Origin of the sequence: Mongoliimonas terrestris, from assembly GCF_001927285.1 — a bacterium.
In the GTDB taxonomy this organism is placed as follows: domain Bacteria; phylum Pseudomonadota; class Alphaproteobacteria; order Rhizobiales; family Pleomorphomonadaceae; genus Chthonobacter; species Chthonobacter terrestris.
Window position 1 is genome coordinate 453,658 of the sequence record NZ_MSIG01000002.1, and the last position, 26,975, is coordinate 480,632.

The window sequence follows — 26,975 nt, forward strand, 5'->3', positions numbered from 1 at the left end:
CCAGCGACCGGCCGAAGCCCCCGCGACCCTGCGTCTCCTTCCAGGCGACGGGTTCGAGGGGCTAAGCCTTGGATGACTGAAAGGAACCGTTATGACGGTCGAAACCTGGACGCCCGCCCACGCCCCCGCGACGGTCGACGCGCTGCCGAAGCGCGACACTTGGCTGTCGATCCGGCGCGGGCTCACCGGGCGCTGCCCCCATTGCGGCGAGGGGAAGCTGTTCGGCCGCTACCTAAAGGTGGTCGACCGCTGCGCGGCCTGTGGCGAGACCTATTCGCACCACCGGGCCGACGACCTGCCGCCCTACCTCACCATCATCATCGTCGGCCATCTGGTGATCCCGGCGGTGCTGTGGACCGAGCAGGCCTTCTCGCCCGCCGATTGGGTGCAGATGGCGGTCTGGGTGCCGGTGACGCTGATCCTGACGCTTCTCATGCTGCAGCCCATCAAGGGCGGTGTGGTGGGCCTGCAATGGGCCAACTACATGCACGGCTTCCATCCGTCCGGGCCCGACGATGCGGACCCGACCTACGTGCCGAACCCGGAGGGCTCGCGTGGCGGCTGACGTCGCGGCAACGATCGCCAAACCCGTCCCCCCCAAGAAGAAGGCGCTCGTCCCACGGGACGCCGCCACCCTCCTCGTTCTCGACCGCACCCTGTCCGGCGTCCACGTGCTGATGGGCAAGCGGCGCGACGACCTCGCGTTCAATCCGGGCGCCTATGTGTTCCCGGGCGGGCGCGTGGATCCGACCGACGGGTTCGTGTCGGCGGATGTCGACATGCCGGACCGGTTGCGCGACCGGCTTCTCGACCGCATGCGGCCGAAGCCCTCGCGCCGCCGGGCGCGGGCGCTGCTGGTGGCGGCGCTCCGCGAGACCGCGGAGGAGACCGGCTATCTGATCGGCCGCCGCGACGGCGGCTTCGCCAAGGCGCCGCCGGACGGCTTCCAGCCGTTCGTCGACAAGGCGGTGGGCCTCGACCTCGCCACGCCGGTGCTGATCGGGCGCGCCATCACGCCGGTGAAGCGCCCGCGCCGGTTCGACGCCCGCTTCTTCGCCGTGTGGGCGGACGACGCGGTGGCGGTGGTGCCGGAGTCGCCCGTGCCGCCGGACAACGAGCTTTCGGACGTGCGCTTCGTGCCGCTCGAAGAGACCGGCCGGCTGGACCTGCCGCGCATGACCAAGATCATGCTGGCGGAACTCGACACCCGGCTCGCCGCCGATCCGCGACTCACCCTCGATCTGCCGGCCCCCTTCTTCGTGCCGTTCGGCGAGAAGCACCGGCGGGACGAAATCTAATCCGTCCGCCGAAACCGGCTTTCACTGTGGCGGCGCTCGGCAGGCTTGCGGCGACGGCGAGGGTCGGGTCATCTGCGCGCAGGTCCCGACCGGAGCATTCCTCATGCAGCCCCTCGCCGACGGCTACCACCCGCTCGCCCCCGGCAAGCTCGCCACGCTCGTCACCTTCCTGGAGATGAAGGCCCGGCCGGCGCGGCCCCTTCGCCCTGCCCCGGCCGGCTATCAGCTGAAGCCGGTGGAGCGCTGGGACATCGCCGCCTACAAGACGCTCTACACCGAGATCGGCTGGGAGTGGCTGTGGACGTCGCGCCTCCTCATCGACGAGGCGGACCTCGACCGGCGCCTGCACGCGCCGGAGACGCTCTCCTTCGTGCCGGAGCGGGACGGGCGGCCGATGGGCATCCTGGAGATGGACTTCACAGAGCCGCGCGAGCCGGAGATCGCCTTCTTCGGCCTGGTGCCGGACGCGATCGGCGGCGGTGTCGGCGGCTGGCTGATGGACGAGGCGATCGCGCTCGCCTTCGACCGGCGGCAGGCGCGGCGGCTCTGGCTGCACACCTGCCACTTCGACAGCCCACAGGCCCTGCCCTTCTACATGGCGATGGGGTTCACGCCTTTCGCCCGCGCCGTGGAGGTGTTCGACGACCCGCGCCTCCTCGGCAAGCTCGACCCGGGGGCCGGCCCGCACGTGCCGGTCATCGCCAACGCCCGGCTGCCGCACGAGGGATGAGCGAAGGTCCGGGCCGGTGATGGCCGGGATCGAGGATGCTATGCCAGCCGGTCTGTAAGCCGGGTTCTGTAAGCGGTTGCCCGCCTGACGACCATTCATCTGGGACGCCCGTTGCCGGACGCCTCGCGCAACCTACCCGGGCGACTGGCTCGGAAACGAGCTGGGTTGCCCCGCGCCGCCCCTATTCGGTCTTGCTCCCGGTGGGGTTTGCCGTGCCGGTTCCGTTGCCGGTCCCGCGGTGGGCTCTTACTCCACCGTTTCACCCTTACCCCGGCACGCCAGGGCGGTTTGTTTTCTGTGGCACTTTCCCTAGGGTCGCCCCCGCCGGGCGTTACCCGGCACCGTGTTTCCGTGGAGCCCGGACTTTCCTCCCGAACGCGCTTTCGCGCCTTGTTCGAGCGGCCGTCCAACCGGCTGGCGTGCGGGGTGTGGCACGCGGGCGCCGGGGGGTCAAGGGCGCGGCCGGCGGGTTCGGCGCCGCGCCTCCCCCGCTCCGGCCGCGTGCGTCATCAGCCGGTTGCCTCAGAGCGAGGCGACGTAGCGGTTGACCTTGGAGCAGTAGGCGCGGACGCCCTTGGTCATGCGCTTGGCCGCGTGGCCGCCGTTGTAGCGCAGGATCGTGCCGCAGGTGTCGCCGCCGGCCATCTGGTAGGCCTTGGCGAGATAGAGCATGCCCCAGCGGATGTTGGTGTCCGGATCGTAGAGATCCTTGGTGCTGCCCAAGTAGCCGATGCCGCGCGCCGTCGCCGGCTTGATCTGCATCAGACCCACTTCGCCGGCGCGCCCGCGGGCCCGCGGGTTGAAGCGGCTTTCCACATGGACGACCGCCTCGGCGAGGTCTGCCGGAACCCCATGCGCCTTGGCGTGTTTCTGGATGAGAGCCCGGATGGCGGTCGGCGCGGTGTTGCTGGCGGACGGCGCAGCCTTGGACTCCGTGGTCGTCTCCACGTCCGGGGCCGGTTCCTCGTTGGCGCGCTGGGCGCGGCGGATCATGTCGAGGAGGCTCTTCGGCTCGTCGTCGGCCGGCTCGACCGACGCAGTGTCGATCTTCGCGCCCTTGTCAGTGTCGGACGCCGCCCAGGCTGCGTTTGCGTTTAAGGCAACTGCCGCCACAACGACAGCGCTCAGCAGCGCGATGCGTCCGCCCATCAGATCATTCATTCCGCTAAACCCACTTTTTGTTAAGTCTTGATGGGCTCTTCTTCGCGGCTCAATGAGGCAGAATTGGGCCATAAGCCAAAACGCGGAAATCTGATCGCTCAGACGAAAACTAAATCTATCCTATACTGTCGAGGGGGCGGGCATCTTACCGGACCATGCGGCGGTAGCAGGGCGCAAATGCGGCCATTTCGCGATCGGGCTGCGCGCGGACGTCGCACGACCCCGCTCCGGCCCTTCGGCATGGCGACGGATCGGGACGCCCGGCGGCGGGTCCGGACCGGCGGGACCCTGTGCGGGACGGTCTCGATCAAGAGAGGCTCGGCAACGCCTTCAGCAGCTGGTGCAAGGTGTCGATGGTGGAGACGTCCGCCACCCCGTCGACCCGTGATGGCCGGAAATGGCGCTGGAAGGCCGTCACCACGGCGGCCGTCTGCGGGCAGAAGGTGCCGGAGATCGGCACCTCGTAGCCGTAGATGGCGAGCATGGACTGCAGCGCCTCGATCGGCTGCCCGCTCTCGCCGCGCTGCAGGAAGCGCCCGCCGCGAATGGGCGCCGGCGCCACGTGGTGGCCGACCCCGGCGGCGGCGAGGCGGTCCCAGGGGAAGAGCTCGCCCGGATCCTCCTTGCGGGTCGGGGCCACGTCCGAGTGGGCCACCACGTTGCGCGGCGGAATGGGATGGCGATCCAGGATGGCGAGGCAGAGATCCGTGACCGCCTCGATCTGCCGGTCCGGGAACGGCCGGTACCCCCACTCGTGGCCCGGGTTGGCGATCTCGATACCGACCGACCGGCTGTTCACGTCGCCCGCCCCGCGCCAGGACGAGCGTCCGGCGTGCCAGGCGCGGCGGCCCTCGTCGACCAGCCGGTGGATCCGTCCGTCCTCGTGCACATACCAGTGGCAGGAGACCTCGCTGCGCGTGTCGCAGAGCCAGGAAAGCGCCTGATCCGCCGACGGCATGCCGGTGTAGTGGAGGACGAGCATGTCGACGGGCACGCCCTCCGGGCGCGGGCCGTGGTTGGGCGACGGGCAGTCGGTGATCGGACCGGTCATCGGGAGAGGGTCATTCCGCTTCGCGCAGGCGCGCCACGTAGCGGGCCATCATGTCGATCTCCAGGTTGACCCTGTCGCCGGCGCGCGACGCGCCCCAGGTGGTCACCGTCAGGGTGTGCGGGATCAGGAAGACCGAAAAGGTATCCGCGCCGACGTCGTTCACCGTCAGCGAGGTGCCGTCGAGGGTGACGGATCCCTTCTGGGCGATGAAGCGCGCCAGGGGCTTCGGCACCTTGAAGGTGAGCTTGGCCATGTCGCCCACGTTCTCGCGGGCGATCAGGTCCGCCACCCCGTCCACGTGGCCGGTGACGATGTGGCCGCCGAGCTCGTCGCCGATCTTCAGCGCCCGCTCCAGGTTGATGCGCGTGCCGGGCTGCCAGCCGCCGAGGGTGGTCTTGTCGAGGGTCTCGATGGAGGCCTCCACGTCGAACCAGTTGCGACCGCCGTCCCGGCCCTTGGCGATGACCGTGAGGCAGGCGCCGGAATGCGCGATGGAGGCGCCGAGCGCGATGCCGTCCGGGTCGTAGGCGGTGGCGATGGTCAGCTTCACGCCGGTCTCGCGCGGAGTGATGGAGACGACTTCGCCGACGTCGGTGATGATCCCGGTGAACATGTCAGCCGATTTCCTTGCGGACCAGTTGGATGAGCCGATCGTCGCCGAGCCGGCGCCGAAGGCGGGTTTGAAAGCGCGGGCTCGCGATGAGATCCTCGACGGGCAGTCCGGCGAGCGCCGGCACGCCGCCGGCCCCGATCGTTACGGACCCGAACACCAGTTGGACCTCGTCCACGAGATCCTCCTCGATCAGCCGCCGGGCGACGGTGGACCCGCCTTCGACCATCAGCCGCGTGAGACCCTTCTGGCCCATCTGGAAGAGCACGTCGGCGAAATCGACCCCGCCGGACCTGTCCCGCTCGGCGACCGCGATGGAGACGCCTGCGTCCGCCAGGGTCTCCACCGCGTCGGAGGGCGCGTCGGGCGCGGTGAAGATCCAGGTCGGCACCGTGCGGGCCGTCGCGACGATCTTCGCCGTCGGCGGGGTGCGCGCCATGCTGTCGAGGATGATGCGGACCGGCGACCGGTCGAACAGGCCGGGCAGCCGGCAGGTCAGCTCCGGGTCGTCGGCCAGCACGGTGCCGACGCCGACCAGGATGGCGTCGTTCTCCAGACGGAGCGTGTGGGCGTAGGCGCGCGACAGCGGACCGGAGATGGAAATCTGGCCGTCGCCTTCCCGGCCGATGCAGTGGTCGGCCGAAAGCGCGAGCTTCAGCATCACCCGCGGGCGGCCGAGGCGGATGCGGGTGACGTGGCCGGAGAGATCGTACCGGGCGTCGCGCTCGCAGCAGCCGCAGGTGACGATGACGCCGGAGCGGCGGAGGAGTTCGTGGCCGCGGCCGGCGACCCGCGGGTCCGGGTCCTCGATGCCGGTGACCACGCGGGAAACGCCGGCGCGGATGAGCGCCTCCGAACAGGGCGGCGTGCGGCCGTGGTGGGAGCACGGCTCCAGCGTGACATAGGCCGTGGCGCCGCGGGCCCGCTCGCCCGCCATGGCAAGCGCAACCGCCTCCGCGTGAGGACGGCCGCCCGGAGCGGTGGTGCCGCGGCCGACGACCTCCGGGCCGTTCGGGCCGAACTGCACCAGGAGGGCGCCGACGGACGGATTGGGCCAGGCGACGCCGTTGTTCCGCCGGCCGAGCGCCAGGGCGGCCGCCATGAAGCGGCGGTCCAGCTCCGGGTCGACGGTTGGGCGCTTCACGGCGCCAGGGGCACGCACCGGCCGGTTCATGGGCATGAGATCCTGATGACGATCGTCGTCGGCAGTGGTGGCACGCCGCATGCCGCACTGCAACGCGCGATGTGGCGACCTATTCTCCGGGAGAATCCGATGTAAGCTCGCCGATCAGGGTCTCGAAGTCCTTGGCTTCGCGAAAGTTGCGATAGACGGAGGCGAAGCGCACGTAGGCGACGTCGTCGAGACCCTTGAGGCCGTCCATCACCAATTGGCCGATCTGCTCGGCGGAGACATCGGACTCGCCGTTGCTCTCCAGTTGGCGCACGATGCCGCTGACCATCCGCTCGATCTTCTCCGGCTCCACCGGCCGCTTGCGCAGCGCCACGGACACGGACCGCATCAGCTTGTCGCGGTCGAACGGCACGCGCCGGCCGCTTCGCTTCAGGACCGTGAGCTCGCGCAGTTGCACCCGCTCGAAGGTGGTGAACCGGCCGCCGCAGGTGGAGCAGACCCGCCGGCGCCGGATGGCACCGCCGTCCTCGGTCGGACGGCTGTCCTTCACCTGGGTATCGTCTCCGCCGCAATAGGGACAACGCATGAAACGCCCCTCCCCGGGGCATCGGGCCAAGAGAATCGGATCTGCCGAGAAGTAGCGTACCGCGCGGAATAATTCACCCGTTCCGCCCACCGAACCCGACGCGGCCCGATCCGGCACCGAAATTGCCGGGCATCAACGGTTCGTCGCCGCGCCTCGGATAGACTGGACGGCAGCCAGCAGAATCGGACCTGTCGATGCACTCCGAGATCCCCGACCTTCGCGAACTCATCGTCTTTTTGGCCGCCGCCGGGGTGATCGTGCCGCTGGCGCAGCGCATGCGCGTCAGTCCGGTGCTGGGATTCCTGCTCATCGGCCTCCTGATCGGACCCTACGGCGCCGGGCGCCTCGCCGACAGCGTGCCGCTGATCGGCTACCTGACCATCGCCGATCATCCGGGCATGCACCTTCTGGCGGAACTTGGGGTGGTGCTCCTCCTCTTCGTCATCGGGCTGGAGCTTTCGGTGGACCGGCTGATCGCCATGCGCCGGCTGGTGTTCGGGTTCGGGGGCGCCCAGGTGTCGGTGACGGCCCTGGTGATCGGCCTCATCGCCTTTCTCTTCGGCAACACCCTGCAGGCCAGCATGGTGCTCGGCCTTTGTCTCGCGCTCTCGTCGACGGCGATCGTGATGCAGCTCCTGACCGAGCACCGCCAGCTCGGCTCGCCAACCGGCCGGGCGGCCTTCTCGGTGCTGCTGCTGCAGGACCTCGCGGTGGTGCCCATCCTCTTCCTGGTGGGTCTCTTCAGCGCCGGAGAGACCGAATCCCCGGCCCTTGCCTTCCTGACCTCCGTCGCCGAGGCGGTGGCGGTGATCGCGGTGATCGCCATCGCGGGCCGGCTTCTGGTGCGCCCCCTCTTCCGTCTGGTGGGCGCCACTGGCAGCCGCGAGCTCTTCATGGCGACGGTGCTTCTGGCGGTGATCGGCACCGCCTGGATGACGGCGGCGGCGGGGCTTTCCATGGCGCTCGGCGCCTTCCTCGCCGGCCTGCTCCTCGCCGAGACCGAATACCGACACCAGATCGAGGTGGACGTGGAGCCGTTCAAGGGCCTCCTCCTCGGCGTGTTCTTCATCTCGATCGGCATGGGCATCGACCCGCTGGTGGTGCTGCCGGATGTCTGGCGCATGCTGATGGGCGTCGTCGGGCTCCTCGTCATCAAGGCGAGCCTGCTCTTTGCCATCGGCCTCCTGTTCCGCCTGCCAAAGCCGGTGGCGGCGGAGACCGCCATCCTGCTCGGACAGGCCGGGGAGTTCGCCTTCGTGGTGATCTCGCTCTCGGTCGCCGGCGGCGTGATCGAGCCCGGCATCGCCCAGTACATGCTGATCGTGACGGGGCTTTCCATGATGCTGACGCCGCTGATGGCGCGGCTCGCCCGGTCGGCGGCGCTTCACCTGGAAGCGCGCGAACGGTCGGCCAACACGGACAGGCCGGACGGCGGGGCGGAGGGGCTGGACCGGCACGTGGTGGTGGCCGGATACGGCCGGGTGGGCCAGATGCTCGGCTCGCTCCTCGACGAACAGTCGGTCGCCCATGTGGGGCTGGACCTCGACGCCGTGCTGGTGTCGCGCTTCCGCAAGGACGGCGCGGCCGTCTACTTCGGCGACGCCAGCCGGCCGGAGATCCTCGACAAGGTGGGCATCGACCGGGCGAGCGCCTTCGTGGTCACCATGGACAGCATGGCGGCGAGCGAACGGATCGTGCGGGCGGTCCGCACCTCCCGGCCGGGGCTGCCCATCTACGTGCGCGCGCGGGACTCCGGGCATGCGCACCGGCTGGTGGAGGCGGGCGCCACGATGGCGGTGCCGGAGACGATCGAAGCGAGCCTGCAGCTCGGCGAGGCGGTGCTCTCGGGCGCCGGCCTGCCGGAGGACGCCGCCCGCGCGGTTGTGGAGACCCGCCGGCTGGCCGAGCGGTCGCGCTACAGCCGGCACTAACGGATCAGGGCGGTCGTGGCCACGAAAAAGGACCCGCGGATCGCTCCGCGGGTCCCGATGGTCTGTTCCGATCGCGCGACGGCTCAGGGCGTCTTCAGCGGCACCTTGGGCACGAGGCTGCGGCGCGGCTTGTCGCCGCCGTCCGGGGCCGGGCCGCTGGAGGCCGCCGGCTTGGACGGCTTCTTCGGCGGACGGCGGGCGGCCTTCTTCTCCTCGGCCGCCTCCTCGCCCTCGACCTTGCGCTTCAGCGCCGGATCCGGGATGGAGTCGAGCTTGAGGCCGGTCTCGCCGTCTTCCAGCGTCTCCACCGAGACCTTCACCGTGCCGCCCTTCTTCAGGACGCCGAAGAGCACCGCGTCCGCGAGCGGGCGCTTGATGTACTCCTGGATCACGCGGCCGAGCGGACGGGCGCCCATGCGCTCGTCGTAGCCCTTGACGGCCAGCCAGTCGATCGCCTCGTCGGTCAGCTCGAACGTCACGTTGCGGTCGGCGAGCTGAGCCTCCAGCTGCATGACAAACTTCTGCACCACCGAGCGCACCACCTCGGCCGGCAGGGCGCCGAACGGGATGATGGCGTCAAGCCGGTTGCGGAATTCCGGCGTGAACAGGCGGTTGATCGCCTCCTCGTCGTCGCCTTCCCGCTTCGACCGGGTGAAGCCCACCGCCGCCTTGGCCATGTCGGCCGCGCCGGCATTGGTGGTCATGATCAGGATCACGTTGCGGAAGTCGACCTGCTTGCCGTTGTGGTCGGTCAGCTTGCCGTGGTCCATCACCTGCAGAAGGATGTTGAAGAGGTCCGGGTGGGCCTTCTCGATCTCGTCCAGCAGGAGGACGCAGTGCGGGTGCTGGTCGACGCCGTCGGTCAGCAGGCCGCCCTGGTCGAAGCCCACATAGCCCGGGGGCGCGCCGATGAGGCGGCTCACGGTGTGGCGCTCCATGTACTCCGACATGTCGAAGCGGATCATCTTGACGCCGAGCACCGCCGCCAGCTGACGGGCCACCTCGGTCTTGCCGACACCCGTGGGGCCGGAGAAGAGGTAGTTGCCGATCGGCTTCTCCGGCTCGCGCAGGCCCGCCCGGGCGAGCTTGATGGCCGACGCCAGCGTGGTGATGGCCTTCTCCTGGCCGTAGACGACGCGCTTCAGGCTCTGCTCCAGGTGCTCCAGCACCTCGGCGTCGTCCTTGGACACGCTCTTCGGCGGGATGCGGGCCATGGTGGCGATCGTGTTCTCGATCTCCTTGACGCCGATGGTCTTCTTCCGGCGGTTCTCCGGCAGCAGCATCTGCGAGGCGCCCGTCTCGTCGATCACGTCGATCGCCTTGTCGGGCAGCTTGCGGTCGTTGATGTAGCGGGCCGACAGTTCCACCGCCGCCTTGATGGCGTCGTTGGTGTAGCGGACGCGGTGGTAGTCCTCGAAGTAGGGCTTCAGGCCCTTCAGGATTTCGATGGCGTCCGGGATGGTCGGCTCGTTCACGTCGATCTTCTGGAAGCGCCGGACGAGGGCCCGGTCCTTCTCGAAGAACTGCCGGTATTCCTTGTAGGTGGTGGACCCGACGCAGCGCAGCGTGCCGGAGGCAAGAGCCGGCTTCAGGAGGTTGGACGCGTCCATGGCGCCGCCCGAGGTCGCGCCGGCGCCGATCACCGTGTGGATCTCGTCGATGAACATCACCGCGCCGGGATAGTTCTCGATCTCCTTGACGACCTGCTTCAGCCGCTCCTCGAAGTCGCCGCGGTAGCGGGTGCCGGCGAGAAGCGCGCCCATGTCGAGGGCGAAGATGGTGGAGCCCATCAGCACCTCCGGCACGTCGCCTTCGACGATCCGCTTGGCGAGGCCCTCGGCGATGGCGGTCTTGCCGACGCCGGGATCGCCCACGTAGAGCGGGTTGTTCTTGGAGCGCCGGCAGAGCACCTGGATCGTCCGGTTGATCTCGTCGGCACGGCCGATGAGCGGGTCGATCTTGCCCTTTTTGGCCTTCTCGTTGAGGTTGACGCAGTAAGCCTCGAGCGCGTCGGTCTTCTTCTTCTCGCCGCCCGGACCCTCGGTCGCCGCGGCGTCCTCGTCCGCGCCGCGCGCCGGACGGCTGTCCGACATGCCCGCCCGCTTGGCGATGCCGTGGCTGATGTAGTTGACCGCGTCGTAGCGGGTCATATCCTGCTCCTGCAGGAAGAAGGCCGCGTGGCTCTCCCGCTCGGCGAAGATGGCGACGAGCACATTGGCGCCCGTGACCTCGTCGCGCCCGGACGACTGGACGTGGATGACCGCGCGCTGGATGACGCGCTGGAAGCCGGCGGTCGGCTTGGACTCCTCACCGAGTTCGGTGACGAGGTTGTCGAGTTCGGTGTCGACATACTCGACGAGATTGCGCCGCAGCAGGTCGAGATCGACGTTGCACGCCCGCATGACGGCGGCCGCGTCCTGGTCCTCGATCAAGGCCAGCAGCAGATGTTCGAGCGTCGCATATTCCTGGCGCCGCTCATTGGCCAGGGCGAGGGCCTGGTGCAGGGCCTTTTCGAGGCTACGGGAGAATGACGGCACGGGCGTACCTCACTTCTTTTCCATGACGCACTGCAGAGGGTGCTGATGACGCCGGGCGAAATCCATCACCTGGGTGACCTTCGTCTCGGCCACTTCGTAGGTGTAGACCCCGCATTCCCCGACGCCGTGATGATGTACGTGGAGCATGATCCGGGTCGCTTCTTCCCGCCCCTTGTTGAAGAAGCGCTCCAACACATGCACGACGAACTCCATGGGCGTGTAGTCGTCGTTCAGAATGAGAACGCGGTACATGCTCGGCTTCTTGGTCTTCGGCCGCGTTTTCGTAACGACGCCGGTGCCGTTGTCGTTGTCGTCAGACTCGTTCCGGCGGTTGTCTTTGCTCATCGTGACCGCAAAGCCTGTCTCTTCTCGGTAATCGCCGACCCGACGCTGATGGGTTTCGCTCCACCCGTCGGGGAGACGGGCGGGACGGGACGCGCTCGGCTTGGACCAGACCGGCTCTCCCGAACCGGTCGCGACAGACGGCCCGAGCGGCCTCGGCAGAACCCCATATAGGGTGCCCCCTTCATCCAAAACAGGTCGGCTTCGGTTCCTCATGTTGAGGGAGTCGAACACGTCCCGCGGCGTTTGTGAAGACGAGACTTTCATCGACGTTGCCACAGGTGTTCCGCGGCGGACGCGCGCCTTCCGGGCAAACGGAAAGAGGCCCGGTGCAGGGCACCGAGCCTCTCAATTCCGCGTGATGAACGCCTGGCGTCGCCCGTCGACGGGCGCCGGCCTTACTTGGCGAACTTGACGCCGAAGCTCTCGTACGGCTTCACCATCTCCTTGGCGAGGTCCATGTAGAGTTCGGTCATCTTGGTGGCCTGACCGACCGCTTCCTCGTAGGACTTCTTGAGGAATTCCGACTGGATCTCCATCACGGCGTCGAGCGACTTGGCGCCCATCAGCTTCTCGCCATGCTTGCTGAAGTCCTCGACGGACTTCTTGGAGTAGTCGGTCGCCTCGACGGCGATCGCCTGGAAGCCCTTCGACACGACGCCGGCCGACTTGATGGCGTTCTCCATGTTGTCCTTGATCAGCTTCTGGACGTCTTCATAGCCATTGGTCATCGGGGCATTCCCTTGCGCTGCTGGATGTCGGTCTCCCGATCCGCACTGCACAGTCCATGCGCAGTTCCGCTCGGGGTTGTGCGGATTATATGCAATGCCACAGGTCCGTCAAGATTTTTTGTGCAGCGCACAACAGAAACCAAGGACTATGAGACGAAGGTCGACCCGCCGGCCTCCTCTATAGACGGCCCGCCCGGGGAGGATGGGCGCCCTCTGGTCGGCTTGGCACAAGCAAGCCGGCTCAGGCTGGAAAGCAGTGGCGGACCGGTGGTCGGCACCGCCGCCGAACCCGAGCCGATCATCCGACGGCCCCGCTTCCGCTCGCGCTGCGCCGCAACAGGACCGTTTAACTTTACCGAATGGTAACCGCGATCCCTCTACCTTGACCGTCATGGGGGCACGGCCTCCGGGGGTGCCTTTGCGGTCACCCGCCGAGGCTGCCGATCGCAGGCGACGAGGTCGGCTGTCGGACGAACTCGCTCAACCGCGGGGATGTGCACGTGTTTTGTAAGCGTTTCCAGGTCAATCCGCGCGTTCGCGTCGCGGTTCGTGGTGTGGCTGCGGCGGTTCTCGCCCTCGGCATGGTGGCCGCGGCCCCGAAGATCAGCGAAGCCAATCCGAAATATGCGGCGATCGTGGTGGATACCGCGACCGGCAGCGTCCTCTATGAGGCGAACCCGGACGCGCGCCGCTATCCGGCCTCGCTGACCAAGATGATGACGCTCTATGTCCTCTTCGAGGATCTGGAGCGGGGTCGCTTCAAGCTGAGCTCCGAGTTGAAGGTGTCGAAGAACGCGGCCGCGCAGGCGCCGTCGAAGCTCGGCCTGCGGGCCGGCGGCACCATCAACGTGGAGGACGCCATCAAGGCGCTGGTGACCAAGTCGGCGAACGACGCGGCGGCGGCCATCGGCGAGAACGTCTCCGGCTCCATCCCGGCCTTCGCGGAACGGATGACCCGCACGGCCCATGCCATCGGCATGCGCTCCACGCGGTTCCGCAACGCCAACGGCCTGCCGGACAACGGGCAGTACACCACCGCGCGCGACATGATGAAGCTCGGCGTCGCCCTGCAGGTTCGCTTCCCGCGCTACTACGAGTTCTTCAAGACCCGCTCCTTCGCTTTCCGCGGCCGGGTCTACGGCAACCACAACAACCTGCTCGGCAACGTGGCGGGCGTGGACGGCATCAAGACCGGCTACATCAACGCCTCCGGCTTCAATCTGGTGAGTTCGGTAAAGCGCGACGGCCGCAAGATCGTCGCCGTGGTGATGGGCGGACGCACCGCCCGGTCCCGCGACGCCCACATGGTGCAACTCATCAACACCTATCTGCCGAAGGCGAGCCGCGGCCGCGGCTACGACCAGGATCTGGTGGCGGCGGTGAAGTCCGCCCCCCGGGTCGCCGCCTCGGTGCCGCATCCGGAACCGGCGGCGCTCGCCGGCCTCGGCACCCATCCGACGCCGGAAGCCCGCCCGTCCATGCCCACGATGGCGTCCGTCGATCCGGCCGACAGCTTCGGCCAGGCGCGCCTGCCGCGGGTGCTGACCATGGCCGAGGCCACCTTGCCGTCGTCCGCGGCGGAAGCCTTCGCCGACGTCGCCGCCATGGAGCAGGGCTCCACCGACGAGGGCGAACTGGAAGGCGAGACCCAGGACCTTCTCGGCGAGATGATCGCCCGCAAGACGGGGGTTCCCGCCGCCACGGAGATCGCCGCCCTGGCGCCGGCCCCGGTGGTTCCGGTTCCGCCGGCGAGTGTGCCCGCCGCGCCGCGCAAGATCGCGACCGCGTCGGTCGCCGCCGCCCCGGCCGCGCCCCGCGCCGCCGCCAGCGGCTGGCTGATCCAGATCGGTGCGGTGGGCGACCAGACCGCCGCCGAGGCGCTGCTTCAGAAGGCCCGGGCGAAGGCTGCCTCGGCGCTGGCCGGCGCCGATCCGGTGACCGAGCCCTTCGCCAAGGGCGGCCAGACCTACGTGCGCGCCCGGTTTGCCGGCTTTGCCAACGAGAAGCAGGCGCAGAAGGCCTGCGCCCAGCTGAAGAAGAACGACTTCGCCTGCTACGCGCTGCGGCTCTGAGCCGCCGCGCCGGGCGTCCGGTCCACCCTTTGTCCCGCGAATTTGTGTGCGCGTTCGGGAGCTAGCGATGTTTGGAGAGAAGACGGTCCTTGGCTTCGTTGATCCGCGCCGCCAGGAAGGTGGAGCCGCCGTGGTCGGGATGAACCTTCTTCATCAGCCGGCGGTGGGCGGCCCGGATCTCGGGCTCTCCGGCGCCCTTCTGAAGCCCAAGGATCTGGTACGCTTCCTCCTCGCTCATGGCGCCCGCGTACGCCGGTCCACGCTCCCCCGCTGCGGCGTCAGCCTTCATGTGCTCGCGCCAACGGGGCATCCGGCGGTCGAGATATGCCTCCAGGAGCGCCCGGCTCTCCGCGTCGCCGGCGATCTCCGCCGCTAGCCGACCGAGCGACGAGAGGCCGAGACCGTCGAGGTCCCGGCCCTCGAACGAGCCGGCGAGGACGCGCCCGGTCATCTTTCCCGTGTCGTGGTGAAGCTCCATCTCCAGCGCCGCCGAGCGCACCATGGACACCCGCCCGGCGGCGGCCTTCCGGCCCCGGACCCGGCGGTTGGGCGTGAAGAAGCCCTGGCCGTAGAGCATCAGGAGCGCGAAGCCGATCGGCACGGCAAGGCCGATCCGCCCGGTGACGGCGAGCGCGATGGTGACCATCACGCCGATGAGGAGCATGGCCGTGCGTCCACTGGACAGGATCGCGGATGGCTTCGCGTTCACGAACCACCGCACCCCGACCAGTACGACCGCCAATCCGATGAGTCCGAGCAAGAATAGGTTCATGCCGATCCGCGGGGTCGGTCCGCCGAGTCCGATGGTCCGCCCGCATGTCCTCCCATATCAGTTCTAGCACGCGCATCCGGCGCGCCAAGCGCCGCCGTCAAGATTTCATCGCCCCGATCAGCGCGCGGGCCGATCCGTCGCGGGCGGCGAGCGCCTCCAAGGCGGCCATCCCGCCGGTCGCATAGGCGGCGACGCCGCGAAGGAGGCCCTTCAGGGTTTCGGCGGCGGCGGCGTCGAACCGCACGTGCGCGCCCTTGGTGAGGCGGGCGATCTCTTCGAAGGCCGCAAGGGCGGACGGGTCGCGACCCTCCTGGAACAGGAAGGCCTTGGTGCCGAAGAGCGACAAGGTGCCGGCGGCGGCGGCAAGATCGTCGACCCGCTCCTCCATGGCGTCGCCTACGTAGACGAGAGCCGCGACCTTGCGGTTCCGCGATTCGGCGATGGTGTGGCTCAGCACCTTGCCGATCTGCGTGTGGCCGCCGCGGCAGTCGATCTTCCCCATCAACGCCTGAAGCGTGCGGGCGTCCCTCACGAACTTCGACGCGCGGCATTCGCCGAAGCCGCGGAAGTAGACCAGTTGCACGTCGAGCCCGCCGACCCGCGCGGCTTCCTGGAACATCTCGGCCTGCCAGGCCGCGGCCCGGTCCCAGGTGGGCTGCCGGCTCATGGTGGCGTCGAGCGCGAACACGATGCGCGCGCGATCCTCGCCCGCGACGGGCGCGGGCGCTTCGGCCGCCGCGTCGAGAAAGGCCGCGATGGCGGACGGGTCGGACCGGGCAACCGGTTGGTCCGCCGCGGGCGCCGGTGGCCGCGCGGTCGGCGCCCGGTCGGGCGTGCGGGTCGGCGCCCTGTCGGGCGTGGAGGTCGTCTTCTTCATGATCCGTTTCCGATCCGACCGGGCGAGGCCCGGGCGTTAGGGCGGGCTTAACGGCTCCGCCCGGACTCTCGTGTCTTCCAGCCTTCAAGGTGGGGCGCATCGACCGTCCTGTCCACCAAGGGAGCCCCGGGGGCCACCGGCCATGTCCAGCGTCTCGTCCCCTACCCTTCTGGCGAATTTCTTCCGCGCCACCTCGGCGACGGACCTTTTCAGCGCGCGCTCCACCTACGCGGAACGCAAGTCCACGGCCGGCCCGGTGGACACGGTGGCGATCTCGGACGAGGCGAACATGCTGTTCGGGGTCCATCGCGCCATGTCGCTGATGCAGATGTTCTCCCGCGCGGGCATCGACCAGTCGAGCCAGATCGCCGAACTGCAGGAGATGACCGAGGACGGCTTCGACACCTATGTGAGCGTGCCGACGGACAACCTCGTCATCTTCGGATCGTCGACGAGCCGGAACCAGAAGTACGAGACGCTCGCCAACGCGCGGGTGTGGACGGGCGGCGGCGCCGACACCGTGACGGCCGGGTCGGCCTCGGAGGTCTTCCTCGGCGTCGGAGCCGACACGGCCGAGGTCGGCGACAGCGCGCTGGTGGACGGCGAGGACGGCGACGACACCTTGACCGCCGGCGCCAACAGCGTGGTGGTCGGCGGGGCCGGCGAGGACACGCTGACCGCCAGCTCCCAGAGTGAGATCTACGGCGGCGACGGCAACGACACCATCACCGCGGGCGCGCTGAACTGGGTGGAGGCCGGCGAAGGCGACGACACGGTCACCGCCATCGGCGACGAGGCGGAGGTCTGGGGCCAGGCCGGCAACGACACGCTGACCGTCGCCGGAAATTCGACGGTCTCGGGTGGTGTCGGCGACGATGCGATCGTGCTGACCGGCGACGATTCGACCGTGCTTTTCGGGACGGACCATGGCTCCGACACGGTGCGGGGCTCCGTGTCGTCCACGCTGAAGTTCGGCGAGGGATTCCAGGCGAAGACGCTGGCCGTGAAGGTGGAGGGCGACGACCTGATCATCGCCTTCTCGGGCCGGGAGGAGACGATCACGTACAAGGACTACAAGGGATCGTCCCCCTCGCTGGTCTTTGCCGACGGCACCACCTTCAGCCTGAAGTTCTGACGCGAGTCGGAGCCCGGTCAGGGCCGGCGGGCGATCATGTCGATCTCCACGAGAGCGCCGACCGCGAGGCCCGAGACGCCGATCGTGGTGCGGCCCGGCAGTTTGCCCTCCTCGAAAAAGGCCTTGTAAGTGGCGTTCATGGCCGCGTAGTCGCGATCGAAGTGCGTGAGATAGATCCGCACGAAGGTGACGTTCTGAAGGCCGAGGTCGAGGCCGCCGAGCACCAGCTTCAGGTTCTCCATCACCCGTGCGGTCTGGGCCTCGATGCCCTCCGGCAGCGGACGGTCCGGCTCGCCCGGATAGGTCGGCATCTGGCCGGTGAGGAAGACCCAGCCATCCGCCTCCACCGCGTGGGAGAAGGGCGCCACCGGACGGGGGCCGGAGGCGATCATGTGGTGGATGGGCAGGGACATGCGCGGGCTCCTTCGCGGGCGGGGATTCGGGCGGAGCGTAGCGGATGGGGCGGCGGTGTCGAGAGCCGCCGCCGGCTCGGGTTTGGCTTTTGACCGTCGGTCGACGCCGTCACCCAGGTGCCAAGCCGGGGGTCAGCCGCTCGAATGCGTCGCCGCAACGGCACCGCGGATCGAACGTCGGCTGGGTCCCGGCTTTCGCCGGGACGACGGCCTCATTTCGATGCGCCGTGCCTCTCCCCTGACGATCAAACGCCGCCCGGCCGGCATCCCGCTCAGAGCGGGATGTTGTCGTGCTTCTTCCAGGGCTGTTCCATGTGCTTGTTGCGCAGGAGCCGGAGCGCCCGTGCCACGCGGCGGCGGGTGGAGTGCGGGAAGATGACCTCGTCGATGTAGCCGCGCTCCGCGGCGACGAACGGGTTGGCGAAGCGCGTCTCGTATTCCTTGATGCGCACCGCGATCCGCTCCGGGTCGGCGAGATCCGACCGGTAGAGGATCTCGGCCGCGCCCTTGGCGCCCATCACGGCGATCTCGGCGGTCGGCCAGGCGTAGTTGATGTCGCCGCCGATGTGCTTGGACGCCATCACGTCGTAGGCGCCGCCGTAGGCCTTGCGGGTGATCACGGTGATCTTCGGCACGGTCGCCTGGGTGTAGGCGAAGAGGAGCTTGGCGCCGTGCTTGATCAGGCCGCCATACTCCTGCGCCGTGCCCGGCAGGAAGCCCGGCACGTCCACGAAGGTGAGGATCGGGATGTTGAAGCAGTCGCAGAAGCGGACGAAGCGCGCCGCCTTGCGACTGGCGTCGCTGTCGAGCACGCCGGCGAGCACCATCGGCTGGTTCGCCACCACGCCGACCGTCCGGCCCTCGACGCGGCCGAAGCCGGTGATGATGTTCTTGGCGTGGGCGCCCTGGATCTCGAAGAAGTCGCCCTCGTCAAGCGTCTTCAGGATCAGCTCCTTCATGTCATAGGGCTTGTTGGCGTTGTCCGGAATCAGCGTGTCGAGCGACTTGTCGATCGCCTCGGCATCGTGATGACACTCGATCTCGGGCAGGTCCGCCTGGTTGTTCGACGGCAGGAGGTCGATCAGGCGGCGCATCTCCACCAGCGCCTCAATGTCGTTCTCGAAGGCGCCGTCGGCGATGGACGACTTGGTGGTGTGGATGGACGCACCGCCGAGCTGCTCGTGGGTCACCGTCTCGTTGGTGACGGTCTTCACCACGTCCGGGCCGGTCACATACATGTAGGACGTGTCGCGGACCATGAAGATGAAGTCGGTCATGGCCGGCGAGTAGACGTCGCCGCCCGCGCACGGGCCCATGATGAGCGAGATCTGCGGGATGACGCCCGACGCGCGCACGTTGCGTTCGAACACCTCGCCGTAGCCGCCGAGGGCCGCGACGCCTTCCTGGATGCGGGCGCCGCCGGCGTCGAAGAGGCCGATGATGGGGGCGCGGTTCTTCAGCGCCATGTCCTGGATCTTCACCATCTTCTCGGCGTGCGCCTCGGAGAGCGAGCCGCCGAACACGGTAAAGTCCTTGGCAAAGACGAAGATGACGCGGCCGTTGACCGTGCCCCAGCCGGTCACCACGCCGTCGCCGGAGATCTTCTGGTCGGCCATGCCGAAGTCGGTCGCGCGGTGCTGGACGAACATGTCGAACTCCTCGAAGGAGCCCTCATCGAGCAGCACGGCGATGCGCTCGCGCGCGGTGAGCTTGCCCTTGGCATGCTGCGCCTCGATCCGGCGCTGGCCACCGCCGATGCGCGCCGCGTCCCGGCGTCGATCGAGTTCCTCGAGCACGTCCTTCATTCCCGTCCCCTCGCCTGTCGAATGGTCGACTGTTGGTCTTGTCGTCCCCACGCATACCGCAGATGCGAAGCCCCGGCACTTTAGACGTTAGCCGACAGGGGACCACGTGACACGGCGGCGCGGCGCCGGGCGAAGGACCGGCGCATCGATGGTGATCCGTATATTTGACAGTCTGGCACCGGTGTTCGAGCTTCGTTCCGCTCAGGCGAAAGCAGGCGTGCCGATCCAGCGGCACCACCGGGGAGGACGGGCCGCCCCGGCCAGGGCGAAGGCCTCGCCGATGGCCGCCCCCCGGTAACGGGGAGCGGCGAGAGCCGGAGTCTGACCGATGTCGCGAATGCGATGGAAGTTGGAGATCACACTCGGACGTTATGCGGATCGCTGGACAATCACGATCCGGATACAGATGGGTCGCTGATTACAGGAGCGGGCGGCTGCAACCGCCCGCTCCACTCCGTAATTCTAGCACAGGCGCGGTCGCGATCAATTCCGCCGACGCGCTTCCCGGCCATCATCCGCGGTCGATGGTCCGCTCCAGCCAGTCCGCGGCCGCAAGCGCAGTGCGGTCCTTGCCGAAGGGCGCGACGATCTGGACGCCGAGGGGCATTCCGGCGCCGTCGCGCAGGCCAGGCACGTTGACGGCGGGCACGCCGAGGAGGGTCCAGAGCGCGTTGAACTTCGGGTTGCCGGTGGCGCCGAGACCCTCCGGGGCGGCGCCCGGCGCGGAGGGCGTCATCAGGACGTCCACGTCCTGGAAGAGGTCGGCGAACTTGCGGCGGGCGGCATGGGCGGTCGACCGGGCGGCGTCGTAGGCGGTGGTGGAGAGGTGCCGGCCGTGGTCGAGGGCCTTGCGCAGTTCCGGCGCCAGGCTGGCCCCGTGGGTGTCGTACTCCCAGGCAAGCGATTCCGCGCCCTCGAAGTCGTTGATGATGCGGTGCGCGTCCGCCGCCTCGGCAAAGAGGCTCGGCAGGCTGACGTCGATCACCATGGCGCCGCGCGCGGTCGCCCGGCGGGCGAGGCTCTCCAGCGCGGAGCGCGTATCGGCCGACGCCTCCTCCCACCGGTGGGTGCGGGCGAAGCCGATGCGGGGCGCGCCGAAATTCTTGGTGTCGACCCGGACCTCCCGGCCCGTGATGGCGGCCAGCACGAAGGCGCAGTCGGCCACATGGGGGGCGAACAGGCCGATGGTGTCGAGGTGCCAGGAGAAGGTCTTGACGCCGACCGTCGGCAGCAGCCGATAGGACGGCTTCAGCGCGGCGACGCCGCAGAAGGCGGCCGGGCGGATGGTCGAGCCCGCCGTCTGGGTGCCGAACGCGAACGGCACCATGCCGGCCGCCACCGCCGCCGCGCTCCCGGACGAGGACCCGCCCGGCGTGCGGCTGGAATCGTGCGGGTTGGTGGTGACGGTCGGGTGCAGGTGCGCCAGTTCCGTCGTCCGCGTCTTGCCCACCACGATGCCGCCGGCGCGCCGCGTGAGGGTGACCACCGGGGCGTCCGCGCGCGGCTGCCAGCCCGCCCAGATGGGCGAGCCATACTCGGTCGGCATGTCGGCCGTGTCGATGATATCCTTCACCGCGAAGGGCAGGCCGTGGAAGGCACCGCCCGGGTGTTCGGCCGCCCGGCGGCGGGCACCGTCCAGGTCCAGGTGCGCGAAGGCCCGCACGGTGCCCTCGCGGCGGTGGAGGGCTTCCTCGACACGATCGTAGACGCCCTGGATGGACAGCCGGTCGGAATCGAGGTCACGCAATAGTCCGAGTACCGACAGCATCATCCAACCTCGTCGGGGCATGGGCGTTAGGGAGAGCCGTGCATGAAAGCGTCTGGCAGCAGGTCATGCAAGTCCGCATGGGCGCGCATGCGCCCGGGCAGGTCCGCATCCGTTCGCACGCGCCCGGCGGTGCGCCCATGACCGACGACCTGCGCACCCTGTTCGACGGCGCTGACGCGGCCGAAACGCTGGAGCGGATGATGGGCGGGCTCCTCTCCGCCGCCCACGTGACCGGTTGGATCAAGGACCGGGACCGCCGCTACATCTACGTGACGCCGGCCTGGGAAAGCGAGGCGGGCTTTCCGGCGGCCGCGGCCCTCGGCGCGCGCGACGAGGACTTCCGCGCTCCCGACGTGGCCGCCCGCTACCGGGAGGTCGACGAGCGCATCCTGAAGGGCGGCGCGCCGGAAACGCGGGAGGACACCACGTCCGGCCCGGACGGCACGCGCTGGTTCATGGTCACCAAGTTTCCGGTGCGCGACGCCGCCGGAGGGGTGATCGGCATTGCGGGCGTCGCTACGGAAACCACGCCCTTCCGCTCGCTCCAGTCCACCCACCGGGCCGACGACGATCTCCTCAGCACCGTGCTGGAGTCCATGCCGGACCTGATCTGCCGGTTTACGCCCGACCTGGTGACGACCTTCGCCAACCCCGCCTTCACGGCGACCTATGCGCGGCTCGGCGAGACGCTGCAGGGCCGGTCGCTGGCGGGCGTCCTGCCCACGGCGGTGGCGGACGATCTTGCGGCGGCGGTGGCCCGCCTGTCGGTGCAGAACGAGCAGGCGACCTTCGACGAAGTGACGCACGGCCAGAACGGCCGGGCACGCTGGCGCGAATACCGGATCCGCGGCGTGTTCTCGCCGGACGGCACCCTGCAGGAGGTGCAGGCGGTCGGCCGCGACGTGACGGAGGAGCGACGGTACCAGACCACGCTGGAGCGGATGGTGCTGACGGCCAACAGCCGGACCGCGCCGCTCGCCGAGACGGTGACGGCGCTGCTTGCGCTCGGCCTGGAGTTCTTCGACATGGACCTTGCCGGGATCGGCCGGTTCGTGGACGGGTCCTTCCAGGTGGAGCACCTGCAGCGGCGCGACGGCTCGGTCGGCCTGCCGATCGGCCGCATCCCGGCGGAGGAGCGGCTCGCCCTCGTGGCGCACGACCACAACGAGCCGATCGCCATCGAGGACCTCGCCTCCCGCCGGCTGCCGCAGTTCCTGCTCGACGGGACCAAGCACATCAAGAGCTTCATCGGCCAGCGGATCGAGGTGGCCGGCTCCATCTACGGGACGGTGATGTTCTGCGGCACCACGGCCCGCCACCGGCCGTTCCGGCCGAACGAACTGACCCTGCAGCGCCTGCTGTCGCAGTGGATGGCCTTCGTGTTCGAACGACACAACCAGATCGCCGCCCTCGGCCAGCGGCAGGCGGAGTTGCAGGTGATCCTGGAGAACGTGCCCGCCCATATCGTGACCCGCGGCCCGGACGGCGCGGTGCTGACCGCCAACGCGGCCGCCCGCGACCAGTCGGCGCCGGCCGTGGTCACCGAGGCGGATCGTGCGGCCCTGCAGAGCGGCGATCCGCTGCTCGGCCGGTTGGAGCGCTGGGAGGAGGCGGACGGACAGACCCGCTGGATGCGCACGGACCGGATCCCCTTCAAGGATCCGGCAAGCGCGGAGCCGCGGCTCCTGGTGGTCGCGACCGACGTTTCCGAGCTGATCGAGAAGGAGCAGGCGCTCGCCCAGGCGAACGAGGGGCTGAAGCAGTTCGCCTACATCGCCTCCCACGACCTGCAGGAGCCGCTTCGCAAGATCGGCACCTTCGCGGACATCCTCAGCCAGGGTCTTTCGGACGGCAACAAGGACGACGTGGACTATGCGCTGACGGTGATCAAGGAGGGCGCGCGGCGTTCGAGCCAGCTGATCCGGGATCTTCTGGCCTGGTCGCGGCTCACCAACCAGCCGATCGAGCGCCAGAGCATCCGCCTCGACGCCCTGGTGCGCGACACGCTGGCCGACGTCCTGGCCGGCCGACCGGACGCGGGGCTGACGGTGATCGACGCCCTCGACCCGGTCACCGTGATGGCGGACCAGACCCAGGCGCGGCAGCTGGTGGAGAACCTGATCGTCAACGCCCTGAAGTATCGCGCGCCCGACCGTCCGGCCCGCCTCGTCCTGCGGCTCGCGCGGGAAGGCACCCACGGGGCGGTGGTGCTGGAGGTGGAGGACAACGGCATCGGCTTCTCGCAGGACTATGCGGCGCTGATCTTCGAGCCGTTCCGGCGGCTCCACTCGGAACGGCAATACACCGGCACCGGAGTCGGCCTCGCCATCTGCGCGCGGGTCTGCGAGCGCCATGGCTGGACGATCGCTTGCACCGGGCGGCCGAACGAGGGCGCCACCTTCCGCGTGGAAATCCCACGCCGGGCCCTTGTGAACAGCTGAGCGAGGGAAGCGCCGGGCACGGAACCGCGGCCGTCACCCGATCGTCATCACCATGGGATCCAACAGGACAGTCGAAGGGCCCGAGCGAGGTGAGCATGGATGTCTATCGAAGCGCGCGCGACATGGCGCTCGCCGAACGGCCGGACCACCCGGTCTACTGCTTCCACAAGGGCGTGCTGGAGGCCGACGCCCGCGCCTTCCGCACCATGTTTCCCGGCAAGACCGCCTACGCGGTGAAGACCAACGGCGAACCCTTCGTGCTCCAGACCCTCGCCGGGCTCGGCTACGACTGCTTCGACGTCGCCTCCCCGGCCGAGTTCGAGGCGGTGCGCGCGGTCGCGCCTCGGGCCGAGATGCTCTACATGCATCCGGTGAAAGCGCAGTCCGACATTCGGCTGGCGCTGGAGACCTTCCGGATCCGGGTGCTGGCGGTCGACCACGAGGACGAGGCGGCGAAGATTCTGCGCATCGTGCGGGCGCTCGACCTCGACCCGACCGAGATCACCCTCTCCGTGCGGATCGCCACCAAAGGCCACGCGGCCTACGAACTGTCGAAGAAGTTCGGCGCCGCGCCCGGCCACGCGGTGGAGCTGTTGCAGCGGATCCACAAGCTCGGCTTCCAGTGCGGCATCTGCTTCCACGTGGGCAGCCAGATCGAGGATCCGGACACCTACGAACGGGCGATCGCCTCGGCCGCCTGGGTGCGGTCGCGCGCGGGCGTGCCGCTGGCGGGGCTCGACGTCGGCGGCGGCTTTCCGGCGGTCTACGGGGCGGATCCGCGCAAGCGCGGCAACGGCATGCCGACCCTGCCGGCGCTGATGGAGCAGATCCGCTCCGACATCGCCGAGTGGGGGTTCGACGACGTGCCGCTGGTGGCCGAGCCTGGCCGCGTGGTGGTGGCGCACTGCCTGTCGCTGGTGGTGCGCGTGCTCCTGAAGAAGGGCCGGCGCCTCTACATCAACGACGGCATCTGGGCGTCGCTGTCCGACAGTTGGACCGGCAAGCTGACCTTGCCGGCGCGCCACATCCCCGATCCCGCTCGTCGCCGACGCACCGGCAACCCGAATACGCTGGTGGCCTACAAGGTCTGCGGCGCCACCTGCGACAGCGTCGACATCCTGTCCCGGCCGTTCTGGCTGCCGGAGACGGTGGATACGGGCGACTGGATCGAGATCGGCCACATCGGCGCCTACTCGCTGGCGCTCCGCACCCACTTCAACGGCTTCTATCCGGACCGGGTGGTGGAAGTGACAACCGCCTTCGAGGAGGGCGGCGAGGTGTTCGGCACCGCCTCCGTGGAGACGATGGGGGAATAGCCGCCGCGCTATCGCACCAGACGTGGAGAAGCCCGCCGGCGGAACCGGCGGGCTCGATCGTTCGCGGAAGGCGCGCTGCCTTACTGGGCGTTGCGGGCTTCCTCAAGGGCGTCCATGCAGGCCTGCTCGTTGCCGGCAGCCTGCGCCTCGCGGGCGCGCTCCAGGGCGGCCATCTGCGTGCTGCTGCCGCTGGAGGCGCTGTCGAGACCCGGCTGGGTCAGCGTGCCGCCGGCCGAGCCGCCGGTTGAGGCGGTCGCGCCGGTGGTGTCCTCGGCGGCGCTCGCGGCCGTCTGGTTGCCCGACTGCTGCGACTGGGCGTCCTGGCCAGACATGGCGCGGGTCGGATCGCCGCCGTTGTCCGACTGGGCGAGCGGCATGGTGCCGCCGTCCTTGGAGATCTCGCCGGAGCCGGACCCGGCCTGGGCCGTGTCGCCGCTCATGCCGGTGCTGCCGGACGAACCGCCGGTGGTGGACGACGAGCCCGTGCCGGTGGTGGCCTGCTGGGTGTTCATGCTGTCCTGGCTGGTGCCGGACTGGCCCGGAGCGCCACCCGTCATGGCCTGGTCGGCGCTCTCCAGCGGTGCGAGGCTGCCGTCCTTGGAGATCTCGCCGGAGCTGCCGGACTGGACGGAGCCGGTCGCCTGCTGGCTGCTGGTGAACTGGGCGAGGTCGGCGGCGCAATCGGCGTAGGCCGGGGCGGCCCCGAGGGCGAGGAAGGCGATGCCGGCGAGGAGGGCTGTCTGACGTTTCATCCCGTGTCTCCTGTTGTCGTCGGGGCGCCGGTCGTCCGTCTCCCGCATGGAGACGCCGGGTCGGCACCCGTGTCGGCCGGTTTGAAGCGCACGGCCGGCGCGACAGGGCGGCGGGAGGTCGGTTGAGGCGGGCACCGCACGGGACCGACATGTCGCGGTCCGGCCGGCGCTTACAGCAACGGGCACTCCCTCGCCCCTATCGATGACTACAACAGAGAATTCGTCAGCTTCGTTCCGAGGAAACGTCAGCAGCATCCCGATGCTGAAGCTTAAGCCTCAGTGTCCTTTCCAGTGTATCGAACCGGTCAAAGACAGGCGCAATGCGGTTTGACTGGATAATCGACATGGAACGTGCGCCGAGTCATCCGAAATCAACGCTCCGATGGGCTCGGCGCAAACAATCACGCGGGCCGCCGTCAAGAGAAGCCGGCGACCGCGTGCGGTACGTAGGGCGCCTCGAGGGCGGCGATCTCGTCGTCGGTCAGGCGGACGGCGAGCGCCGCCACCGCGTCTTCCAAGTGCTGCATCTTCGTCGCGCCGATGATGGGGGCGGTGACGCCGGGCTTCTGGAGGACCCAGGCGAGCGCCACCTGGGCCCGCGGAAGCCCGCGTGCCTCGGCCACCGCGCCGACGGCCTCGATAACCTGCCGGTCGGCGCTCTCGGTCTTCTCGTAGAGCATCTTGTCGACCTTGTCGGAGCCGGCGCGCTCGGTCGCCGGCTCGACCGAGTACGGCCGGGTCAGCCGGCCGCGGGCGAGCGGCGACCAGGGGATGACGGCGACGCCCTCCTCGCGGCAGAGCGGGATCATCTCGCGCTCCTCCTCCCGGTAGAGGAGGTTCACGTGGTTCTGCATGGAGACGAAGCGGACCCAGCGGTTCTGGCGCTGGAGGCCGAGCGCCTTCATGAACTGCCATGCGGCCATGGAGGATGCGCCGATGTAGCGGGCCTTGCCAGCCTTGACGATGTCGTGGAGCGCTTCCAGCGTCTCCTCGAGCGGCGTCTCCGGGTCGAAGCGGTGGATCTGGTAGAGGTCCACGTAGTCGGTGCCGAGCCGGGTGAGGCTGGCGTCGATCTCGCCCATGATGTGCTTGCGCGACAGGCCGGCCCCGTTGGGCTCATCCCGCATATGACCGTGCACCTTGGTGGCGATCACCACCTCGTCGCGCTTCATGTAGGCCTTCACCGCCCGCCCGAGCACCTCCTCGCTGGCGCCGGTGGAGTAGACGTTGGCGGTGTCGAAGAAGGTGATCCCGGCCTCCACCGCGCGGCGGTAGAAGGGCTGGCTCTCCTCCTCCCGCAGAACCCAGCCGTGGCCGGGTCGGTCCGGGTCGCCGTAGCTCATGCAGCCGAGGCAGATGCGGGAGACCTTGAGGCCGGTGGTGCCGAATCGAACGTATTCCATGCGCATGGCTCCTCGCGAAAGGGTCGGCCGGAGAGTGGACGAGGATGGTGGAGGAGGAAAGACGGGGAAGAAGGATGGGTGGGGGGGGGGACGGCCGCGTCCAGTGCGCGCG

At 69.1% G+C, this 26,975-nt stretch carries 23 protein-coding genes and 1 other RNA gene; 8 read left to right on the plus strand and 16 right to left on the minus strand.

Features of this window, described 5'->3' with window-relative positions; translation table 11 throughout:
* Positions 1–91 precede the first annotated feature (91 nt).
* From BUQ68_RS04450 to BUQ68_RS04460, 3 genes are all read left to right on the plus strand, one after another.
* A complete protein-coding gene (locus BUQ68_RS04450; protein ID WP_075214713.1) occupies positions 92–565 on the plus strand; it encodes a DUF983 domain-containing protein in 474 nt (157 codons plus the stop codon).
* Complete coding sequence (locus BUQ68_RS04455; protein WP_075214714.1) at positions 555–1,298, plus strand: NUDIX hydrolase; 744 nt, start codon at positions 555–557, stop codon at positions 1,296–1,298. The genes BUQ68_RS04450 and BUQ68_RS04455 overlap by 11 nt, the downstream gene beginning before the upstream one ends.
* A gap of 103 nt (positions 1,299–1,401) precedes the next feature.
* Entirely contained in the window at positions 1,402–2,028 is a 627-nt protein-coding gene (locus BUQ68_RS04460; RefSeq protein ID WP_075214715.1) for a GNAT family N-acetyltransferase, read from the plus strand.
* 39 nt (positions 2,029–2,067) lie between these two features.
* Here the strand turns inward: BUQ68_RS04460 and rnpB are convergent.
* From rnpB to nrdR, 6 genes are all read right to left on the minus strand, one after another.
* An RNA gene (rnpB, locus tag BUQ68_RS04465) (RNase P RNA component class A) lies at positions 2,068–2,446 on the minus strand.
* 104 nt (positions 2,447–2,550) lie between these two features.
* Positions 2,551–3,177, minus strand: coding sequence for a lytic transglycosylase domain-containing protein (locus BUQ68_RS04470; RefSeq protein ID WP_075214716.1), 627 nt, complete (start codon positions 3,175–3,177; stop codon positions 2,551–2,553).
* Positions 3,178–3,496: 319 nt separating this feature from the next.
* Complete coding sequence (locus BUQ68_RS04475) at positions 3,497–4,240, minus strand: N-acetylmuramoyl-L-alanine amidase (protein WP_075214717.1); 744 nt, start codon at positions 4,238–4,240, stop codon at positions 3,497–3,499.
* 10 nt (positions 4,241–4,250) lie between these two features.
* Complete coding sequence (locus tag BUQ68_RS04480) at positions 4,251–4,853, minus strand: riboflavin synthase (protein ID WP_075214718.1); 603 nt, start codon at positions 4,851–4,853, stop codon at positions 4,251–4,253.
* 1 nt (position 4,854) lies between these two features.
* Positions 4,855–6,024 carry a bifunctional diaminohydroxyphosphoribosylaminopyrimidine deaminase/5-amino-6-(5-phosphoribosylamino)uracil reductase RibD gene (gene ribD, locus BUQ68_RS04485; RefSeq protein ID WP_075214719.1) on the minus strand — a complete coding sequence of 390 codons (1,170 nt, stop codon included), beginning with the start codon at positions 6,022–6,024 and terminating at the stop codon, positions 4,855–4,857.
* 79 nt (positions 6,025–6,103) lie between these two features.
* The gene (nrdR, locus tag BUQ68_RS04490) at positions 6,104–6,568 is read right to left on the minus strand and encodes a transcriptional regulator NrdR (RefSeq protein WP_075214720.1); all 465 of its coding nucleotides are present in this window, start codon (positions 6,566–6,568) and stop codon (positions 6,104–6,106) included.
* Positions 6,569–6,762: 194 nt separating this feature from the next.
* Here nrdR and BUQ68_RS04495 point away from each other — a divergent pair, with 194 nt between their 5' ends.
* Entirely contained in the window at positions 6,763–8,499 is a 1,737-nt protein-coding gene (locus BUQ68_RS04495) for a monovalent cation:proton antiporter-2 (CPA2) family protein (RefSeq protein ID WP_075214721.1), read from the plus strand.
* Positions 8,500–8,582: 83 nt separating this feature from the next.
* On the opposite strand, the gene clpA is transcribed toward BUQ68_RS04495, so the two are convergent.
* The 3 genes from clpA to BUQ68_RS04510 form a co-directional block, all read right to left on the minus strand.
* Positions 8,583–11,036 (minus strand): ATP-dependent Clp protease ATP-binding subunit ClpA, encoded by a 2,454-nt coding sequence (clpA, locus tag BUQ68_RS04500; RefSeq protein WP_075214722.1) that lies wholly within the window; start codon positions 11,034–11,036, stop codon positions 8,583–8,585.
* Between the two features lie 9 nt (positions 11,037–11,045).
* Positions 11,046–11,381, minus strand: a complete 336-nt coding sequence (clpS, locus tag BUQ68_RS04505) for an ATP-dependent Clp protease adapter ClpS (protein ID WP_075214723.1) — start codon at positions 11,379–11,381, stop codon at positions 11,046–11,048.
* A gap of 395 nt (positions 11,382–11,776) precedes the next feature.
* Positions 11,777–12,109: a phasin family protein gene (locus tag BUQ68_RS04510; RefSeq protein ID WP_075214724.1), complete on the minus strand. Its 333-nt coding sequence runs from the start codon at positions 12,107–12,109 to the stop codon at positions 11,777–11,779.
* 554 nt (positions 12,110–12,663) lie between these two features.
* Here BUQ68_RS04510 and BUQ68_RS04515 point away from each other — a divergent pair.
* Entirely contained in the window at positions 12,664–14,181 is a 1,518-nt protein-coding gene (locus tag BUQ68_RS04515) for a D-alanyl-D-alanine carboxypeptidase (protein WP_245293156.1), read from the plus strand.
* 61 nt (positions 14,182–14,242) lie between these two features.
* Here the strand turns inward: BUQ68_RS04515 and BUQ68_RS04520 are convergent, their stop codons facing one another.
* Both BUQ68_RS04520 and BUQ68_RS04525 read right to left on the minus strand, forming a co-directional pair.
* Positions 14,243–14,845: a DnaJ domain-containing protein gene (locus tag BUQ68_RS04520; RefSeq protein ID WP_210215581.1), complete on the minus strand. Its 603-nt coding sequence runs from the start codon at positions 14,843–14,845 to the stop codon at positions 14,243–14,245.
* A 205-nt stretch (positions 14,846–15,050) separates the two neighbouring features.
* On the minus strand, positions 15,051–15,830 hold the full coding sequence (locus BUQ68_RS04525) for a hypothetical protein (protein ID WP_095407270.1): 780 nt from the start codon (positions 15,828–15,830) through the stop codon (positions 15,051–15,053).
* Positions 15,831–15,972: 142 nt separating this feature from the next.
* Between BUQ68_RS04525 and BUQ68_RS23010 the strand changes: the two genes are divergently transcribed.
* Entirely contained in the window at positions 15,973–16,965 is a 993-nt protein-coding gene (locus BUQ68_RS23010) for a calcium-binding protein (RefSeq protein WP_095407271.1), read from the plus strand.
* 17 nt (positions 16,966–16,982) lie between these two features.
* On the opposite strand, the gene BUQ68_RS04535 is transcribed toward BUQ68_RS23010, so the two are convergent.
* The 3 genes from BUQ68_RS04535 to BUQ68_RS04545 all read right to left on the minus strand — a co-directional run bounded on the left by BUQ68_RS04535 (position 16,983) and on the right by BUQ68_RS04545 (position 20,954).
* On the minus strand, positions 16,983–17,357 hold the full coding sequence (locus BUQ68_RS04535) for a RidA family protein (protein WP_095407282.1): 375 nt from the start codon (positions 17,355–17,357) through the stop codon (positions 16,983–16,985).
* Between the two features lie 293 nt (positions 17,358–17,650).
* The gene (locus tag BUQ68_RS04540; RefSeq protein WP_075214727.1) at positions 17,651–19,183 is read right to left on the minus strand and encodes an acyl-CoA carboxylase subunit beta; all 1,533 of its coding nucleotides are present in this window, start codon (positions 19,181–19,183) and stop codon (positions 17,651–17,653) included.
* A gap of 511 nt (positions 19,184–19,694) precedes the next feature.
* On the minus strand, positions 19,695–20,954 hold the full coding sequence (locus tag BUQ68_RS04545) for an amidase (RefSeq protein ID WP_245293157.1): 1,260 nt from the start codon (positions 20,952–20,954) through the stop codon (positions 19,695–19,697).
* 134 nt (positions 20,955–21,088) lie between these two features.
* Between BUQ68_RS04545 and BUQ68_RS04550 the strand changes: the two genes are divergently transcribed.
* Together BUQ68_RS04550 and BUQ68_RS04555 are read left to right on the plus strand one after the other, a co-directional pair.
* Complete coding sequence (locus tag BUQ68_RS04550; RefSeq protein ID WP_175577728.1) at positions 21,089–23,392, plus strand: PAS domain-containing sensor histidine kinase; 2,304 nt, start codon at positions 21,089–21,091, stop codon at positions 23,390–23,392.
* Positions 23,393–23,487: 95 nt separating this feature from the next.
* Positions 23,488–24,708, plus strand: a complete 1,221-nt coding sequence (locus BUQ68_RS04555; protein WP_075214729.1) for an alanine racemase — start codon at positions 23,488–23,490, stop codon at positions 24,706–24,708.
* Positions 24,709–24,788: 80 nt separating this feature from the next.
* Here the strand turns inward: BUQ68_RS04555 and BUQ68_RS04560 are convergent, their stop codons facing one another.
* Both BUQ68_RS04560 and BUQ68_RS04565 read right to left on the minus strand, forming a co-directional pair.
* Positions 24,789–25,460, minus strand: coding sequence for a hypothetical protein (locus BUQ68_RS04560; protein ID WP_075214730.1), 672 nt, complete (start codon positions 25,458–25,460; stop codon positions 24,789–24,791).
* 416 nt (positions 25,461–25,876) lie between these two features.
* Positions 25,877–26,863, minus strand: a complete 987-nt coding sequence (locus BUQ68_RS04565) for an aldo/keto reductase (RefSeq protein ID WP_075214731.1) — start codon at positions 26,861–26,863, stop codon at positions 25,877–25,879.
* Positions 26,864–26,975 lie beyond the last annotated feature (112 nt).